Annotated in this window: 8 protein-coding genes and 1 pseudogene; 7 read left to right on the top strand and 2 right to left on the bottom strand. The window is 65.4% G+C overall.

Annotation, left to right across the window (positions count from 1 at the left end; genetic code table 11):
* Positions 1 to 3 precede the first annotated feature (3 nt).
* The 5 genes from ACFY4A_RS29930 (at position 4) to ACFY4A_RS29910 (ending at position 9,735) form a co-directional block, all read left to right on the top strand.
* Positions 4 to 1,026: a sugar kinase gene (locus tag ACFY4A_RS29930; protein WP_390832464.1), complete on the top strand. Its 1,023-nt coding sequence runs from the start codon at positions 4 to 6 to the stop codon at positions 1,024 to 1,026.
* A 63-nt stretch (positions 1,027 to 1,089) separates the two neighbouring features.
* Positions 1,090 to 1,719, top strand: a complete 630-nt coding sequence (locus ACFY4A_RS29925) for a bifunctional 4-hydroxy-2-oxoglutarate aldolase/2-dehydro-3-deoxy-phosphogluconate aldolase (protein ID WP_390832463.1) — start codon at positions 1,090 to 1,092, stop codon at positions 1,717 to 1,719.
* Positions 1,720 to 1,956: 237 nt separating this feature from the next.
* Positions 1,957 to 6,036, top strand: a complete 4,080-nt coding sequence (locus ACFY4A_RS29920; protein WP_390832462.1) for a glycoside hydrolase domain-containing protein — start codon at positions 1,957 to 1,959, stop codon at positions 6,034 to 6,036.
* A gap of 441 nt (positions 6,037 to 6,477) precedes the next feature.
* The gene (locus ACFY4A_RS29915; RefSeq protein ID WP_390832461.1) at positions 6,478 to 9,399 is read left to right on the top strand and encodes a LamG domain-containing protein; all 2,922 of its coding nucleotides are present in this window, start codon (positions 6,478 to 6,480) and stop codon (positions 9,397 to 9,399) included.
* Between the two features lie 75 nt (positions 9,400 to 9,474).
* On the top strand, positions 9,475 to 9,735 hold the full coding sequence (locus ACFY4A_RS29910) for a transposase (protein ID WP_390832460.1): 261 nt from the start codon (positions 9,475 to 9,477) through the stop codon (positions 9,733 to 9,735).
* A gap of 49 nt (positions 9,736 to 9,784) precedes the next feature.
* Here the strand turns inward: ACFY4A_RS29910 and ACFY4A_RS29905 are convergent, their stop codons facing one another.
* Entirely contained in the window at positions 9,785 to 10,240 is a 456-nt protein-coding gene (locus ACFY4A_RS29905) for an integrase core domain-containing protein (protein ID WP_390832459.1), read from the bottom strand.
* 86 nt (positions 10,241 to 10,326) lie between these two features.
* Here ACFY4A_RS29905 and ACFY4A_RS29900 point away from each other — a divergent pair.
* Together ACFY4A_RS29900 and ACFY4A_RS29895 are read left to right on the top strand one after the other, a co-directional pair.
* A pseudogene (locus ACFY4A_RS29900) lies at positions 10,327 to 10,539 on the top strand (IS5/IS1182 family transposase); the annotation flags it as partial.
* Between the two features lie 296 nt (positions 10,540 to 10,835).
* Positions 10,836 to 11,972, top strand: coding sequence for a methyltransferase (locus tag ACFY4A_RS29895; RefSeq protein WP_390832458.1), 1,137 nt, complete (start codon positions 10,836 to 10,838; stop codon positions 11,970 to 11,972).
* A gap of 132 nt (positions 11,973 to 12,104) precedes the next feature.
* On the opposite strand, the gene ACFY4A_RS29890 is transcribed toward ACFY4A_RS29895, so the two are convergent.
* Entirely contained in the window at positions 12,105 to 16,934 is a 4,830-nt protein-coding gene (locus tag ACFY4A_RS29890; protein ID WP_390832457.1) for a discoidin domain-containing protein, read from the bottom strand.
* Positions 16,935 to 17,146: the final 212 nt, after the last annotated feature.

Here is a 17,146-nt window from a genome sequence, read left to right as displayed (position 1 = left end):
CCCATGGCTTACGTCGGCACCGAACCAGCAGCCCACAACCCGCAAGCGGTGTGCCTCGGCGAGACCATGGCCGTCCTGCTGCCCGGACACCCCGGCCCCACCGAGTCCGTCGGAGAGTTCCGGGTCGGCGTGGGCGGCGCCGAGTCCAACGTCGCCTGCGGCCTCGCCGGGCACGGGATCACCACCGCCTGGATCAGCCGCGTCGGCGACGACGGCTTCGGCCGACGCATCATCAGCGAGCTCACCGCACGCGGGGTCGATGTCTCGGCCGTCACCATCGATCACGTGCGGCCGACGGGCCTCTACCTCAAGGAAACCCACCCGCACAGCCGGATGCGCTACTACCGCACCGGGTCCGCCGCCTCCGCCCTCGGCCCCGACACCTTCACCAACCCCGTGTTCAACCAACTCCTTTCCGGCGCCCGACTACTGCACCTGTCGGGCATCACCCCCGCGCTGTCGGACAGCTGCCTCGGCCTGATCCGGGCCCTGCTCACCGCCCCCCGCCCCCGCCACACCGTCAGCTTCGACCTCAACTGGCGGCCCGCCCTCTGGCACGACCGCGACCCGGCCGTCCTGCTCGAACTCTGCAACGCCGCCGATCTGCTCCTCCTCGGAGCCGACGAGGCCGAAGCCGCCTTCGGCCTCAGCAGCCACGCCGCCATCCGGGCAGCGTTCCCCGCCCCCGCAACCGTGGTCGTCAAGGACTCCGAGCACCAGGTCACCGTGCTGAACGCGGACGGCAGCACCGTCAGCGAACCCGCGCTCGTCGTCGAGGTCGTCGAACCCACCGGCGCCGGCGACGCGTTCGCCGCCGGCTACCTCGCCGCGACCCTGCGCGGCCTGGACCAGCGCGCCCGCCTGCGTCTGGGCCACCTCACCGCCGCAGCCGCCCTCACCACCCACGGCGACCACGGTGTCCTGCCCTCCTCCGAGCTCACCGCCGCCCTTCTCGCCGCCTCCCCCGACGAATGGGCCGCGACCCGGGTCACCGCCGCCGGAATCCATTCACCAGCCCTGTCCTGACCGCACAGCCTGATCGGCCTCCGCACCCGCACCACGACAACCCCGACCAGGGAGCACCAGACCATGACCACGCCCCTGTCCTTTCCGGCGGAGCTCACCGCCAGCCCAGTGATCGCCGTCGTCCGCGCACCCCACATCGCAGACGCGCCGGCCCTGTGCGCGGCCCTCGCCGAAGGCGGAATCCACCACGTCGAGTTCACCTTCACCACCCCCGACGTCACCCGGCACCTCGCCCAAGCAGCCGCCTCCGGCGCCCACGTCGGCATCGGCACCGTCCTCACCCGCCGCCAAGCCGAACTCGCCATCGAAGCCGGCGCCCGCTTCCTCGTCACACCCGGCTGCCGGCCCGAAGTAGCCGAAGCCGCCCACGAGGCGGGACTGCCCGCCGTCCTCGGCGCCCTCACCCCCACCGAAGTAGCCCAAGCCGTCGACCTCGGCGCAGCCGCAGTGAAGATCTTCCCCGCCAGCGGGTTCGGCCCCCGCTACCTCAAGGAACTCCACGGCCCCTACCCGGACATCCCCCTCGTCGCCTCCGGTGGCGTCAACGCCGCCAACGCCGCCGAATACCTCGCCCACGGAGCCCTCGCCGTCTGCGCCGGAACCGAGGTCGTCCCCCCGACAGCCGTCGCGGAGGGCAACCGGGACGAGATCACACACCGAGCCGCGGCGTTCATGGACTCCCTCACCCGGTAGTCCCAACGCGCCGGGCACCATCGGCTGCACTTGGCCAGGCAAGCCGTGCCCGCGGGGGCAGGCCTGTGCTGACCGGTCCCAGGCTCGGCGTCCCCCTCGACCGGGACGAGCTCGCTGAGTACGCCGAGTTGTACCGACGGCTCGGCGGCTACAGCTACGACCGCGCCCCGAACCGCCGGGGTGCTTCTCCCGAGCGAGAGCCTGCCGGCGTGTGAGGCAGGCCCCGATCACGCCCTCATGACCCGAATCAATCGCGAAGGGAAGCGCGAAGTGACCGAGCCAAAGGCAAGTGAAGGGAAGCGCGCAGTGACCGAGCCGAAGGCAAGTGGTCAGTTGGCCCGTCGTCGTCTTCTGTTGTCCGCCGGTGGAGTGCTGGCCGCGGGCGTTGCAGGAGTTGGCGGTTCCGGCGGCCTTGCCTGGGCAGCCGCGCCAGGGGATGCGGTTTCAGCCGAGGCGGGCCGGGACTATGTCCGCCTGGTCAATCCGTGGGTGGAAGCGGATCGGGGCCGGTTCTTCTTTTTCCAGTCGGCTAGCAACCCGTTCGGCATGATCAAGCTGCGGCCGGACACGAGCACCAACACTCTTTGGGGGACGGGCTACCGGCAGAGTGAAAACAACGTCAAGGGTTTCAGTCATCTCCATTGCTGGCAGATCGCCGGCGTGCAGGTGATGCCCACCACCGGGGCGGGTGTGTCGAAGCTGCAGGGCGATACCGGCTGGCAGTCGTATGTGAACCATGAGGTCGGTGAAGTCGTCGAGCCGGGCTACCACCGGCTGCATCTGGACCGGTACGGCATCACCGCCGAGCTGACCTGCACCGATCGCGTGGGCCTGCACCGCTATACCTACGGCAATGCCGGCCGGAGTGAGATCATCATCAACCTCGGCGGTGTACTGGGTGAAGCGAAGATGAAGGACGCCCACGTCACCAAGGTCAGCGACCACGAGATCGAGGGCTACGTCGACCAAGGAGGACTGCTCACCGACGGCCTCTACTGGCCCGAAACGCCGCCGGAAAAGAACCGACTGTTCTTCAATATTCGGTTCGACAAGCCGTTTGATTCGCTGCGTGGTTGGGCGGGTGGGAGCCTGGCCAACGGCGGTGCCGCGATCGAGGAGCTGTCCGGCGACAACATGGGGGTGTACGCCTGCTACGAGCACCTGGATGCCGGGGCGGTCGTGCAGATGAAGGTGGGGTTGTCGTTCACTGGGGCGGCGGGGGCGCGCAAGAATCTCGAAGCGGAGCTGCCGGGCTGGGACTTCGAGGCGGTGAAGCAGGCCTCACAGCAGCGCTGGAACGCGATGCTGGGGCGCATCGACGTCGAAGGCGGCTCCGAGCAGCAGCAGGTCAAGTTCTACACCGACCTGTTCCACGTGCTGTGCGGGCGCAGCACGATCAGCGACGTGGACGGCAAGTACCTGGACAACACCTGGCGGCACGGCAAGGTCAAGCAGATCCCGCTGGACGATCGCGGCGTGCCGCGGTTCGCGATGTACAACTACGACGCGGTGTGGTTGACCCAGTGGAACCTCAACACCGTGCTCGGTTTCGCTTATCCGGAAATCTACAGCAGCTTCGTCCACTCGCAACTGCAGATGTACCGGGACGGCGGCCTGCTGCCGCGCGGCCCGCGCTTTGGCGACTATTCGTTCGTGATGACTGGCTCGGCGGTGACGTCGTTCATCACCGGCGCCTGGAACAAGGGGATCCGCGACTTCGACATCGACCTGGCCTACGACGCCATGCTCGACGCCCAGTCCATCGGCGGCCTCTTCGACAAGGGCCCGTACGGGTACGCGTCCTGGTTGGGAGACGGTGGCAATGCCCGGCCTTATCTTGATCACGGTTATGTGCCGCACAACCTGCAGGGTTCCTGGAAGTCGCGTGGTGCTGGGGAGACGCTGGAGTTCGCGTTCCAGGACTGGACGTTGGGGCAGTTGGCCCGACGGCTGGGCAAGTCGGGGCTCAACGTCTCGCAGTTTGCTGAGGTGTCGGTGTCCTCGCAGGTGAACGATTCTAATTTCGCCGGTGTGCGGGCGGTGGACGGTCGGCCGATCCGCTCCAGCATCGTGCCTTCTCAGAATGTGGAGTGGGTGTCCACGGAACGGAACCCATGGATCACGCTGAGCTGGCGTGAGGAGAAGCGCGTCCACAAGGTGGTGATCAGCGATCGGGTGGACCCGAGGTCGAACGCGAACTCCGGCGTTCTGACGTTCAGCGACGGGTCGACGATCGCGGTGAGCAACATCCCCACCGATGGCAGGAACAAGGTGGTGGCCTTCCGGCCGAGGCGGGTCAGCTGGGTACGGTTCGAGGCCACCGGCGGCACCGGCGAGAACGTGGGCCTGAACGAGATCGAGGTGTGGGACGACACCGACGCCGGCGCCTACCTGATCGAGCGGTCGGGCAACTGGCACAACCTGTTCGACAGGTCCACCGGGTTGATCCGCCCCAGGGGTGCCGACGGACGGTGGCTGTCGCCGTTCAACCCGCTGTCCGAGGACGATTTCGTGGAGGCCAACGCCTGGCAGGCCACCTGGTACAGCGTGCACGATGTGATGGGTCTGGCGAACCGGCTGGGCGGCAGGGCCGCCTACGCCGACAAACTCAACTACGCCTTCGAGCAGTCCAGAAAGAGCAATTTTATTGGCGAAGGGCAGAACGGCAACGAGGGCGCCTACATCAACTACGGCAACCAGCCAAGTTTGCAAACGGGCCACCTGTTCAACTACGTGGGTTATCCGTGGTTGACCCAGTACTGGGTGCGGCAGGTGAAGGAGAAGGTCTACTCCTCTACTGCCACCACTGATGGGTACGGCCACCATGACGAGGACCAGGGCCAGATGGGATCGCTCAGCGCACTGATGGCGATCGGCCTGTTCGAAGTCACCGGAGCGAGCCTGCAACGGCCGGTCTACGACATCACCTCACCGATCTTCGACAAGGTCACCATCGGCCTGAACCGAGACTACTATCCAGGTAAGCAGTTCCGCATCGTCACCCACGACAACTCCGCGGCCAACATGTACATCCAGCGCGCCACGCTCAACGGGCAGGAGTTGGACAACGCCTGGTTCTACCACGACCAGCTGACCGACGGCGGAACGCTGGAGCTGTGGATGGGCGACCAGCCGAACAAGGCGTGGGGCGTCCAGCAACTGCCGTTCTCCCAGTCCCCGCAGGCACCCGCGGTCATCTACTCCACGCCTGATCAGGTTCGGGTCGGTCCCGGCGAGAACGGCACGGTCAGGCTGGAGGCGAAGAACCTCACCGGCAAAACGGTCACAGTGAACTGGCAGACCAACGCCCCCGCGGGCCTGCGTACCGAGCCGGCCACCGGCACCCTGAACGTCCCAGCCAACGGCACAACCGGCCAGGACCTTACCCTGCGGGTTGCCGAGGACACTCCCGAAGAGCTTCACCGGATCACCTTCACCGCCAACGCCGCCGACGGAACCGAACTCCCCGACGGCGTGCTCTACGTGCACGGCGTGCCGGCGATCTCGGTGTCGACCGCGCCTGCGGAACTCCGCCTGTTGCAGGACACCCCGGCCACGTTCCAGGTCCGGCTGGTCAACAACGACAGCCAAGCCCGCGACACGGAAGTCTCGCTGCAAGCACCTGAGGGCTGGCAGGTCGAACCCGCAACCCGACCGCTGCAACTCGCCGCCGCTGCGACTGCTACCCCAACCTTCACCGTCACCCCGCCGGCGAACGCCTCGGGGGCGCAGACCCTCGTCGTGAAGGTCAAGGATGGGACAGGCACGTCCCACCACGAGGTCTCCGCCACCGTCCACCACGCGATCGCTCTGGTCGGGTCCGTCGATGTGGCGACGGCGGGATTCGCTCTCACCCCCAACCGTTACTCCGCCTACCCCAGCACCTTCCCCAACGGTGTCGACTTCACCGTCGGCAGCAGCGACCCCGCATCCGCGTGGAGTTACATCCACCCCGGACCCGACGACGCCTGGGCCGGAAACCGATCCCACACCTTCACCCTGCGCTTCGACCTCCCCCAAACCCCCGAAAACGATCTCGCCCTCACCGCATGGCTGGTCGACACCCAACAGGCCAGCCCTCCGAAACTGGCCCTCAGCCTGAACGAACACACCGCCACCACCATCCAGCTCCCGGCGGGCGGCGGGGACGGCTACCACTGGGGCGACGGACGCGGCGGCACCATCCGCCCCACCATCATCGACTTCCCCCTGCCCACCAACCAACTCCGCACCGGTCAGAACGTCATCACCATCACCACCCAAACCGGCTCATGGCACGTCTACGACGCCATCGCCATCCGCGAAACCACCCCATAACCAGCAAACACAACCAAGACCGAAACATCTTCCCGGCGGGGGCTTCGGGCCCCACTACCTGAAGGACCTGCAGGGCCCCTACCCGGGCGTCCCGCTCATCGCCTCGGGCGGCGTCAACGCCGACAACGCCGCCGCATACCTGGCGCACGGCGCCGCCGCCGTCTGTGCGGGCACCGACGTGGTCCCCCGGACGCGGTCGCGAACAGCGACTGGGCGGATGTCACCCGGCGCGCCAAATCCTTCACGGCTGCCCTCGTTCGGTGAACCGCACCGCCGCTCTCTCACCACCCCGGCGTCCGTGAGCACCGCGGGCGCAGATCGCGACAGAACCCCGCAACCCCCTGCCCGTGCCCGGCCTCAACCGACGAGTGAGGCCGGGTGCGGGCAAGGGGACTCCCTTCCCACCCGTCCCGGCTCCACCCAGCCCTGAGGAGGCCCGTCGTGGCTCATCACCCCACCCGTCGCAGTGTCTTGAAGTGGTCGGCGGTCACCGCTGCCGCGGCCTGGCTCGCGCCTGCCCTGCCAGCAGCCCTCGCCAACGCGGCCACGGGCACGATCCCGTCGCTCGAGTCGCTCACCAGCGACTGGATCCCGCAGACGAACCTGCGTCATCTGCCCGCCGTCAGCAACTTCTGGGGCGCGGTCAACGTCGACGCGAACGTCGCGGGCTTCGAGAACTTCACCCTCGCCCCCTATGTGCAGGACGGCCGCTGCGGCGACCTCACCGTCGACGGCTCCACGCTGACCACGGTCACGTCCCGCTGGTCCGCCTACGAGATCCTCCGCAAGGCCGCGACGCAATCCGGGCTGACCGTGCAGACCGCCACCCGGCTGGCGTTCGAGTCGAACCAACTGCTCGTGCGGATCACAGTCACCAACCCGACCTCGGCGGCCGTGTCCACCACGCTGTCCATGAGTCTGAGCCCCCGGATCCGCAAGGCGACGACGGACTGGTCCTGGGCCGCCCCTCGGCCGGGCGATACGAACTTCACCGCACGCACCGTCGGCTCCCCCGCTGTGAACGTCATGGTCTCGGACGGTTCCAGCGCCGCCGTCACCGTGTTCGCGGCCGACTCCGACGTCGTGTTCACCGCCTCCGGAGCCTCCGGCACCGCGAGTTGGAGCCTCAGAGTCGCCCCTGGCGCGACCCGGACCGTGAACCTCGTCATGGCAGTCGGTGACACCTCGACCGGCAAGCCGCTCGCCGCGGTCGCGGAGGGTCAGCACGTCGTCGACACCGCGAACGTGACCCTGCGGTCGTTCGCTTCCGTCTTCGGCAAAGCCGGGCAGGCCTGGTCCAAGCGCTGGGCCCAGGCGTTCACCGCCGGCAACACCCACTACTCGGGCTGCCTGCCGGTCCTGACCCCCGAGAACAGTCCGACCGGCAACGCCGTCGCCCGGCTGTACTACATGAGCGTCCTGTCCGTCCTGGCCTGCGAGCGCACCAACCTCGGACCGTCGTTCAACGCCCTGCTCGGCCGCACCGGTTCGTTCAGCGGCTACGACCGGGTCTACGTCACCGGCGCTCCGGAGTTCTCGAACACAGTCACCTACTTCTGGGACACCTCCTACGCGTCCGTCATGCTCGCCCTGCTCGACCCAGCCGTGATGCGCGCCCAGACCACGGACTGGCTCGGCCGCAACATCTACGGTTGCTACGCGGTCGACCAGGTCCAGGGCGAAGGCGTAGGGCCGTGGTACTCCGCCAACGACCTCACCGTGTTCACCACGGTCGACAACTACGTCAACTACAGCGGCGACACGGCCTTCCTGCAGACCACCGTGGGCTCCGCCACGGTCCTGCAACACCTGACCGACAACGCCACCCACTGGCAGTCACTCGTTCCCGCAGGCCAGACGCTGGCGGACTACGGCGCCAACCACAACCTGCTGGAAGTCCTGCCCAAGTACACCAACCAGGTCGCGTCGTTCAACGCAGCGAACGTCTGGATGATGAACCGGGCCGCGACCCTTCAGCAGAACGCGGGCAACGCCTCGACCGCGAAGAGCCTCACCGCCTCGGCGAACAAGCTGCTACCGAACGTGCTGGAGCTGTACGTGGCCGGACAGGGCGTGTGGAACTGCCGCCACGCCGACGGAACCCTGGTGCCCGTGCGGACGGTCCTCGACTTCGCGATCGGCGGCAACCTCCTCGCGGACAAGCTGACGGCCCAGCAGCAGGCCGAGATGAAGACCTTCGTCACCAACGAGCTGCTCGTCGCGGACTGGATGCGGGCCCTGTCGCTCAGCGACTCCGAGGCGCCCGTTGCACGCCCCGACCACGGCACGATCGGCGCCTACGCCTCCTGGCCCGCCCTGACCGCACAGACCTTCGCCCGCTTCGGCGACTATCCGTCATTCCTCAGCCAGCTCACCTCCTTCGCCGGGGTGACCACCCAAGGGCCGATCAGCCAGGCCGAGGAGCTGGCATACCTGGGCGTCGCGCTGGGCGACCGGCCCGCGCTCAACCCTGCCTCCGCCCTCACCGTTTCGGCCTGGGTGAACGCGACCAGCTGGCCGACCCAGATCTTCCAGGGCAGCATCATCGCCAAGGACACCTGGGCCTCCGGCAACGCCGGCTACGTCCTGCGCGGCGGCGCGGGCGGGCAGATCTCCTTCGCGCTCGTGATCGACGGCAACTGGGTCGAACTGAAGACCACGGCAACCGTCCCCACCGGCGGATGGCACCACGTAGCAGCCGTCTACGACGGCGACACCATGAAGATCTACATCGACGGAGCGCTCCAGGCGACCCGCGCCCAGACCGGCGCGCTGACCCCCTCGACCGGCATCCCCGCCGTCGTCGGCAGTTCCCCGGCCGACTCGACCCGCGCCTTCCTCGGCAGCATCGACGAGGCGCGCGTCTACAACCGCGCGCTCACCGCCAGCGACATCTCCGCGGCCGCTGCGGCGACCGACCCTACTGTCGGCGTCACCTCGGGCGGCACGCTCGACCCTGGCCTGGTGCTCCGGTTCGCCTTCGACGAAGGCACCGGGACCACCACCCGCGAAGGCGTCACGGGTACCACAGTCCCGATCAACGGGGCCGCTTGGGCCAGTAGCAGGCCGGGCTTCGGCAAGGCCCTGACGTTCTCCGCCTCCTCCGCCACCGCGGTGGCCGCGGGGGACGTCATGACCTTCAACCTCGTGGGCGCGGGCAAGTTCGCTGACGTGATCATCAGTGACCTGTTCGGTTTCGCTCCCGACGGCACACACCCGAAACTGCGCGACGCCGCCGTCACCCGCGGCTTCGGCGGCACACTGTCGGGACTCGTCTTCAAGGGAACCAGTTACACGATCACCAGCTCGGCGACGACCGGGCTGGTGATCGCCGGCGGTCAGGATCGAGGGAACGATCAATGAGTTCACGCACGGCCACGAGCTCGCCACCGCTTAGGTGACGCGATGGCCTTGTCCCAGCATGACTTACTCCGGCTGATGGAGTCACTGCGTACGGCTGACGGAATCGAGTTGGTCCGGGTCCTGGCCCAGCGGATCCTGCAGGAGCTGATCGAGGCGGAGGCCACCTCGTTCATCGGGGCGGAGCCCGGCGAGCACACCGAGACCCGTACCAACCTGCGCAACAGCCACCGTGGAAAGACGCTGACCACGCCGGCCGGGGACCTCGACCTGGCGATTCCCAAGGTCCGCACCGGCAGCTTCTTCCCCAGCCTGCTCGAACGCCTGTGGGTGCCATAAGTCCGCATGTCCTCTGACCTCGGCGTTCGCCAGTTCCTCGTGATCTCCGTCAGGCTACATCGCTGTACTCGTGGATGAGTCCGCCGAGGACGTCGTGACGCTGGACGCGCTGCGCCGGGAACGGGATGACGTTCGGGTCGTCGGCAGGGGCTCGCAGTTGCAGGGCCCGGTGCGGCCTTCCGGAGTTGTAGTGCTCGGCGTACTCGGCGAGGACCCGCCGGGCGGGCTGCTCGTTGTAGATCAGGATCCGATCGGTGCACTCGGCGCGGATGCTGCCAATGAATCTGGTGCGGCGCAGCGAAGCGGGGAGGTGTCGGGCGAGGGCGGCGAGTATGGCCTGGTCCAGCCAGGACATCCGTGGCCGGGTGACGAGCCGGCGGCGCAGCACGGCGACTTCGTGGCGCAGCGCCAGCAGCTCGACGTCCTTGGCTCGTTGGGAACGGGAGAGCAGGAGGAGCAGCCCGAGGATGCGGACAAAGGCGAGATAGACCATGCGGAGCGCCACGGCGCTCGAGCATGCCATGATCGGACGCGGGCCTCGCAGTCCCAGGTCGAAGCAGGTACGAGAGTTATGGCACCCCACACGGCCCCAAGGGCTTCGTCGTCCTGCCCCGCCGGTGGAAAGTCGAGCGCACGATCGGCTGGTGCATGAACGCCCGCCGCAACGCACGCGACTACGAACGCCTGCCCCAGCGCTCCGAAGCCCACCTGAACTGGGCACTCATCACCATGATGACGCGACGCTTCACCCGCAAAAGCCCCCGCACCAGCCAGTGGACCAAGAAACCTCCGGCAGCCCGCTGACCTGGCCTGGGAGCAATAGGACCGATGCTGTCTTGTTCCCCGTTGGAGATCTCCCGGGACAGCGTGTTTTGGCAGCCGGGCAACACGTGTGCGACTCTACTGACTCTCATCTGAAAGGACTGACCCTGATGCTTGGCATGGTCGTTTGGGACGTCTGCTCTCGCGCTTCGACGCGAGGGCGGTAGCGGCCACCTGCCTCAACTCACACGCCTGTCCGGCGGACAGGTGTCGGTTCAGCCTGCTCCTCGTAGAAGCGCTCTTCGTGCCCCTGCACGTTCGACCACGAGGAGTACGTGGTGTCCACGATCCACTGGACAGAAGGCCCCACCCACCAGACCGCCCGCTGGCATTCCGAGAACGGCGCTTCCCTTCCACAGCGCGTCATCGTCGCTGACGACCGGATGAGGGCCAACGACGCCTACCGCCAGGCATGTGAAGGAACGGCCCTGCTCTGGCGAGGCGACTTCCACAACGCCCGGCAACTTCTGCAGGCGATGGGCCGCCGCATCGACCGCAAACGGCGCGGGACCGCAACCTCCACCAGCGAGTCCTTCCACCTGCACCGACGAGCCAGCAGCCAGCGCGCCCGTGTCCTCGGCAAACTCCTGGTGCTGCTGGACGACGACCACACCCTGGCGTTGCGCCGGGCTCCCGACGTCCGCCAGGCGTGTCGGGAAGCCTATGGCCCGCCCGACGGACCCGTGGCAGTCTCCCTCAAGGAGTTGCTGGGAGTGATCGGCGCGCACCAGTGGCGGGTTAACGGAGTCGATGTGCCAGCGCTGGGAACCCGCATTCACCCCCATTACGGTGTGTTCGCCCCCATCAGAGGCGAGTACGTCGACCTGGTCGCCCATACACCGCTGCCGCCAGTGACCCGAATCGGCACCGCCACCAGTACCGCATTCGATCTCGGCACCGGGACCGGCGTCCTGGCTGCCGTCCTGGCCCGCCGAGGCATCTCCCGCATCATGGCCACGGACATCAGCCCACGCGCTCTGGCATGCGCCAAGGACAACGTCCGCCGACTCGCACTGACCGACCGCATCAACGTGACGGGTCCCGGTCTGTTCCCTGAGGGCCGCGCCGACCTGATCGTCTGCAACCCGCCTTGGCTCCCCGCCCGTCCAGCCAGCCTCATCGAGCAAGGCGTCTACGACACAGACAGCACCATGCTCCGGGGCTTCCTCACTGGGCTGTCCGCCCACCTCCGGCCGGGCGGCGAGGGCTGGCTCATCCTCTCGGACCTGGCAGAGCACTTCGGCCTCAGAACACGCCCGCAACTGCTCGACGCGATCCAGACAGCACACCTCCAGGTCGAGGACAAGATCGACACAAAGCCCCGGCACCCGCGGTCCAAGGACACCACCGACCCACTCCACGCCGCACGGAGTGCCGAGACCACGTCTCTATGGCGTCTGACCAAAATCGCATGACCGACACACCGGTTGCGTGACACCACCTCGCACCCAGTTCACCAGCGGCGCATCCCGTGGGCTGCGTAGTGCCCACGGGATGCACCGCTGCCAAATCGGAGATGAAAAACACCTACTGAGCCATCGGGCCAGCTACTCGTCGATCACGGTGACGACCGCTCGCGCCATGACCGACGTGTCGGCGACCGCTCCAGCCACGGTGAACCATCCCTCGTTGGCCACCTTGTCCTCCGAGATGGGATCCCAGGTCACATCGACCGACCTGGTCGTGCCGTCGCTGTAGACGGCCTCGGTCTGTGCAGGCAGCGTTGGCACGACGCCGACCTTCGTATCGACGGCAACGGTCTTGAAGTCGACGATGGACGTCACCTTCTGCGCCTCGTAAACCTCAAACTCGGCCAAACCGCACTCCGCACCGCCTGGGTTTTCGTACTTGCCATCGGGATCGATGGTGAACTTCAGCCAGCTGGTCTTGACGGGCACATCAAGCGTCACGACATTGTCCGGTTGACCATCCCACTGGATATCGGTGACCCGCTTGCTGCCACCCTCCCATTCCAGGACTCCTTCCATGATCCGGTCACCAGATCCTCCGCGATCGATCAGATTGATGCGATCAATCTCCACCGCAGTGGGGAAGTCGAGTTTGATCCACGGAGTCCGGTCAGCCTTCTTCGCCGCCCAGGACGTGGCTTTGGAACCGTCGATCGCCTTCGTCCCGAGATAGCGGTCGTCTTGATTGTCGCCGTCCGGGACGCCGTTTCGATCTCGGACCGAGGAGACCGTCACCTTTGCCTGATCGGCAATGTTGGTGCTGCGCGCAACGATCGCTTCTTGGTTCGACCGCACCTCCACCCCATCCAACGTCACGGCCGATTCCGCAGTCGCCTTGAATGTGCCGGAGATCGGCTCCTTCAGCACGATGGTGTTACTGCCCGGCACGTTCTCCAGACGGTCATCGCTGAACTCGTAGGCGACCGTCGCCTTCGACAGATTTGCCTTCTCGCCGGTGCTCATGGTTCCCTCAACCGCTCCGACAATCGGCTCATTCGTCTTGATGTCGCTCTTGTTGAGCGACAGTTTCACTTCTTTGAGGAATGCCGGAAGGGACAGCCGGCCGGATGCATCCACGTCGACGTAGAAGTGACCGCTTGCGCGGTAGCCATCCAAGTCCGCGGTCACGTTGATTCTGGTACGCCCCGTCCCGGCGGCCGATACCACGCCGTCCGGCCCCACTTCGGCCACGGACGGATCGTCGCTGGTGAAAGCAAGCTTTGCATCCCCCAGGTCGATCGGCTGACCGAGGAAGGAGAAGCCTGCCACACCGATCGCGGCGGTGCGGCCATCCGCATCGACTTTCGGATCCAGTTTGATGCTGCCGAGTGCGGTGAGATCTCTCGACGAGAAGGCCTGGACTTCGAGCACGTCGATCTGGCTGCCGTTCTGGCCACCGCCGGGGAACGAGACCCTCACATAACGCGCCTGCACGCTGGACTGGTCCGGATCGACCGGATAGTTGTAGTAGAGGCCTTCCTGTTCCCAGGCATACAGTGTCGTGTCACTCTTCGGAACGGCCTGCGTGTCTCTCGACGTGGGCAAACCCGCCCCAGACAGGACCGACGTTTCGTTGCCCGTGGCCCACTTGACACCATCTTCGCTGTACTCGATCTTCACCTTCTTCGGCACGTTGTGGTAGGTCACATTGTCGGCATTCGGCATGCGATGGTTGAAGAAGACGTTGACGCGAGTGAGTTCTTGCATCTTCCGCAGGTCGTAGGTGATGCTCGGAGATTCATCACCGGCCGGCGCGACCCACTTTTCGAAATTGCCTCCCGACGCATCGTTGATAGTGCCGTCGGACAACATGCCGGCGTGCTCGCTGTCGGTAGACACCTCCGGCGTGATCAACTGCGTGACATTGAAATCGGGGACGAGCGTGACGTAGTTACGGGTTGAGGTGTAGGTCCTCCCATCCACCGTGATGTCGGCCCAGTAGCTGTACATCGTCGGCTTGGCGACCTTGCCGGTGAACTTCATGGTGTTGCCTTCGACGACGAACGGCGATTCGTCGGCCGGTACCTCGGTGACCACGATCTTGCCGGCAGCGTTGTCGCGCTTGCCGTCGACGGTTGCGTAGTGGTACCTGATCTTGGAAGCATTGAGGATGTCGACCGTGCCGCCCTTGCGGGTGAAGGCCTTGAAGGTCACAGGGACGTCCTTGTTCGTCGAGAACTGACCCCAGAACGACGACCCCTTCGTGAACATGTTCACGCCGACAAGCGGGAGTGCCGCCGAGATCGCGCCGTTGCGAACCTTGACCGGATACGTGTCGGTCTTGACCTGGAGATCGTTCACACCGTCGTCGTAGGTTGCGGTCACCGTGATGGTCGCGGTCCCGTCGCCGACAGCCCTGACCCGACCGGAGCCGCCCACCGTTGCGACCCGCTCGTTGTCGCTGGTGAACTTGAGCTTCGCCGGCGCGAAGACGTTGGTGTAGTCGTTCATGTAGCTCTCGGCCCTGAGCTGCAGGGCCTTTGTCGAGGTCTGACTGCTGAACAGCTTGACGCTCGTCATTTTGTAGTCCCTGACCGGGCTCTTCGTCCTGATCTTGATGATCGTGTCGACGGGATCCGTGGTCACCTTGGACGTGTCAATGTTGATGTAGTGCTTATTGCCGTCCCGCTCCATGGTGAACGGCAACGCGATCCCCTTGTTCAGCCACTCCACGGCGTCGACCTTGTAGTCGAACGGACCGATCCGGTTCATCTGATCCTGGCCGCTGAAGCCCGACTTCGCCACGCCGGAGATCTGGTTCTTGATCATGTGCATGTAGACGTACTGGTCGCGAGCCATGGCGTAGCCCCACTCGGGCCCCTGACCGTGAGCGATGGCCTTCTGCGGATCGGTGTACCATCCTGGTTTGAGCGTGTAGTCCATGGTGTACGGCGTGGTGCCGTACATGGACTCGCGCAGATCAGGCCCGGCGCTGTTGTCCATCCACTTCACGATCGACGCGCGCATGTCCGACAGTTGCTGTGAGGAGATCGGCACCATCGAGAAGATGTTGGTGTTGTCCAGGTTGCTGCTCAGGTTGTCCATGCCGCGGGTCACGGTGATCGAGGAGTCATAGTTCATGACGTAGCCGTGGCCGTATTGGTTGATCAGCTCCTTTGTCGCTTCGGCCCAGTTGTCCCGCTCGTTGCCCTTGGCGTATATGGTCCAGACGTCCAGGGCCGTGGTGTAGGGGTCATTCCATTCCTCATGGGCGACCTTCCTGCCTTGCGGCAGGATTCCGGTACGCCAGCCGCCGTCCGTGTACGGTTCGCTGTTCCAGAACGGCCGCTCGTGCAGAGTGATGTCCTGATCGCCGGTTTGCGCATTCGGGTTCGCGTCGATGAGTACCCGGTCGTTGTAGTTTCGGGCCGAGCTCCAGGCGAGGTCGATGTTGGAATAGGACTCGGGGCCACCATCGGCGAACACATACCACGGGTCATATCGCGCGACCAAGCCCTGGATGTCGCTTTCAAGAATCTCGGATCCCTCGTGCAGCGAGGAGAGGTAGACACCAAACTTCAAACCGTAACGCTCGGCAGCCTCCTTGGCCTGCTTTACGCGGTCCTTCACATGCCAGGTGCCGTCATCGGCCTTGTACAGCGCGTTGTACTTGTACAGCTTGTTGCTGTCGCTCGGGGTCAGGTTCGCATTCGGCGACGGCCAGTAGTAGATGGTGTTCTGGATGCTTTCCGTCGAAAGCATGGTCATGCCCATCTCTTTGGCCTTTTGGGCCCATTCGTCGTAGTTGTAGTTCGGGTCGTACAGGTTCGGCATGGTCCCTGTGGTGTGCGACAGGGCCGCCATCTTCCCGTTGATGAACCAATCGACCGGGTTCCTCTTGACCGTGATGGTGTACTGCTTCGTCGCGGAGCCGCCCTGAGCGTCCGTCACCTTCACGGTGAAGGTGTAATCCTTCTGTGTCTTTCCTTGCGCACCGTCCGAGACCGTGCCGTCGATGTGACCGTCGGCTGCCAGTGTGAGCCCGGGCGGCAGTTGGCCATCGGCGACGGTCCACGAGTAACCAGGAGCTCCACCGGCGGCCTGGAAGGTGAACGGAGCAGCCTGAGGGGCGATACTCGACGTGTTTCGTTTGCCGTCGATCGTTGCGACCATTCCGACGTACGGGTTCTCGTCGTAGGCGTACGGCAAGCTGTTGGACGGATAGTCGTTCGCCGGCACATTCGCGTTGCGTTCCTCGAAGGCACCCCGATCAACACTGAGGCCCGTCGTGACAACAGAGAGCTGATTGTTGGACACATTCGGTCCGGCCACAGAGTGCGTTAGGTCGGGGATGAGGTCTCCGTTGCCGTCGCACAGTCTCGTGTAGAAGCCGAGGAAGTTCTTGTTCTTGCTGGTGTTCTTGTGCTGAATCTCGATCAGAAGCTTGTTCCAGCCCTGCTTCAGCTGAATGGGATACTTCGTGCCGTTCTTGTTGACCCTGTTCACGACGCTGCCTTGCTGACCAACCTGAGCGTCGTTTGCGAACAGCCGGTACACACCCGAGCCGCCAACCTGCCACTGAACGTCTTGCGTGGTCGGGCTGTAGACGTAGCTTGCGGCCACAACCCACTTGTTGGTTGTGGCTTGGCCCTGCTTGACGTCGAAGTAGCCCATCAGATCGTTGTAGTCGTCGTAGTTCCGATTGAAGATGCGATCGTCGAAGTACTGCCAGGTTGACGTCTCGTTGCTGCTCGGGTCCGCAAGAGACGTGCCGATGGAGGGGACAACGGGTACGGGAGACCGCTCGACCACCGGATTGGTGTAGGGACCGGAGACCACCCATTGGTTCAGGTACGGCGCCGTGCCTCCGGTTTGAGCTGCGTGGGCTTGCGGCCCCGTGAGTACACCGCCAATCGCAAAGGCGAGCGCGAGCGCGGCCGCCACGACGCTGCACTGGATCTTGCGCAAACTTTTCATGCTACGTCCTTGTAATTGTCGAGATAGCTGATGTCCCGCCGTTGCAGATCTTCAGCAGCCCATCCGCCCATACAGCCGTCCTCAAGTCGCGGGATCGAAGCCTCCTGCCTGCCCACACCGCCGCACCCAGGGATGCGAGGATGTTTCGCATGCTCCCCAAAGGCGGCGAGAAGTAGATCAGGCCCCAGTTGATCTGGCTGATC

The organism is Streptomyces sp. NPDC001292, from assembly GCF_042896465.1.
In the GTDB taxonomy this organism is placed as follows: domain Bacteria; phylum Actinomycetota; class Actinomycetes; order Streptomycetales; family Streptomycetaceae; genus Streptomyces.
Note: the sequence above shows the minus strand (reverse complement) of the source record. Positions and strands in the feature narration are given on the sequence as shown.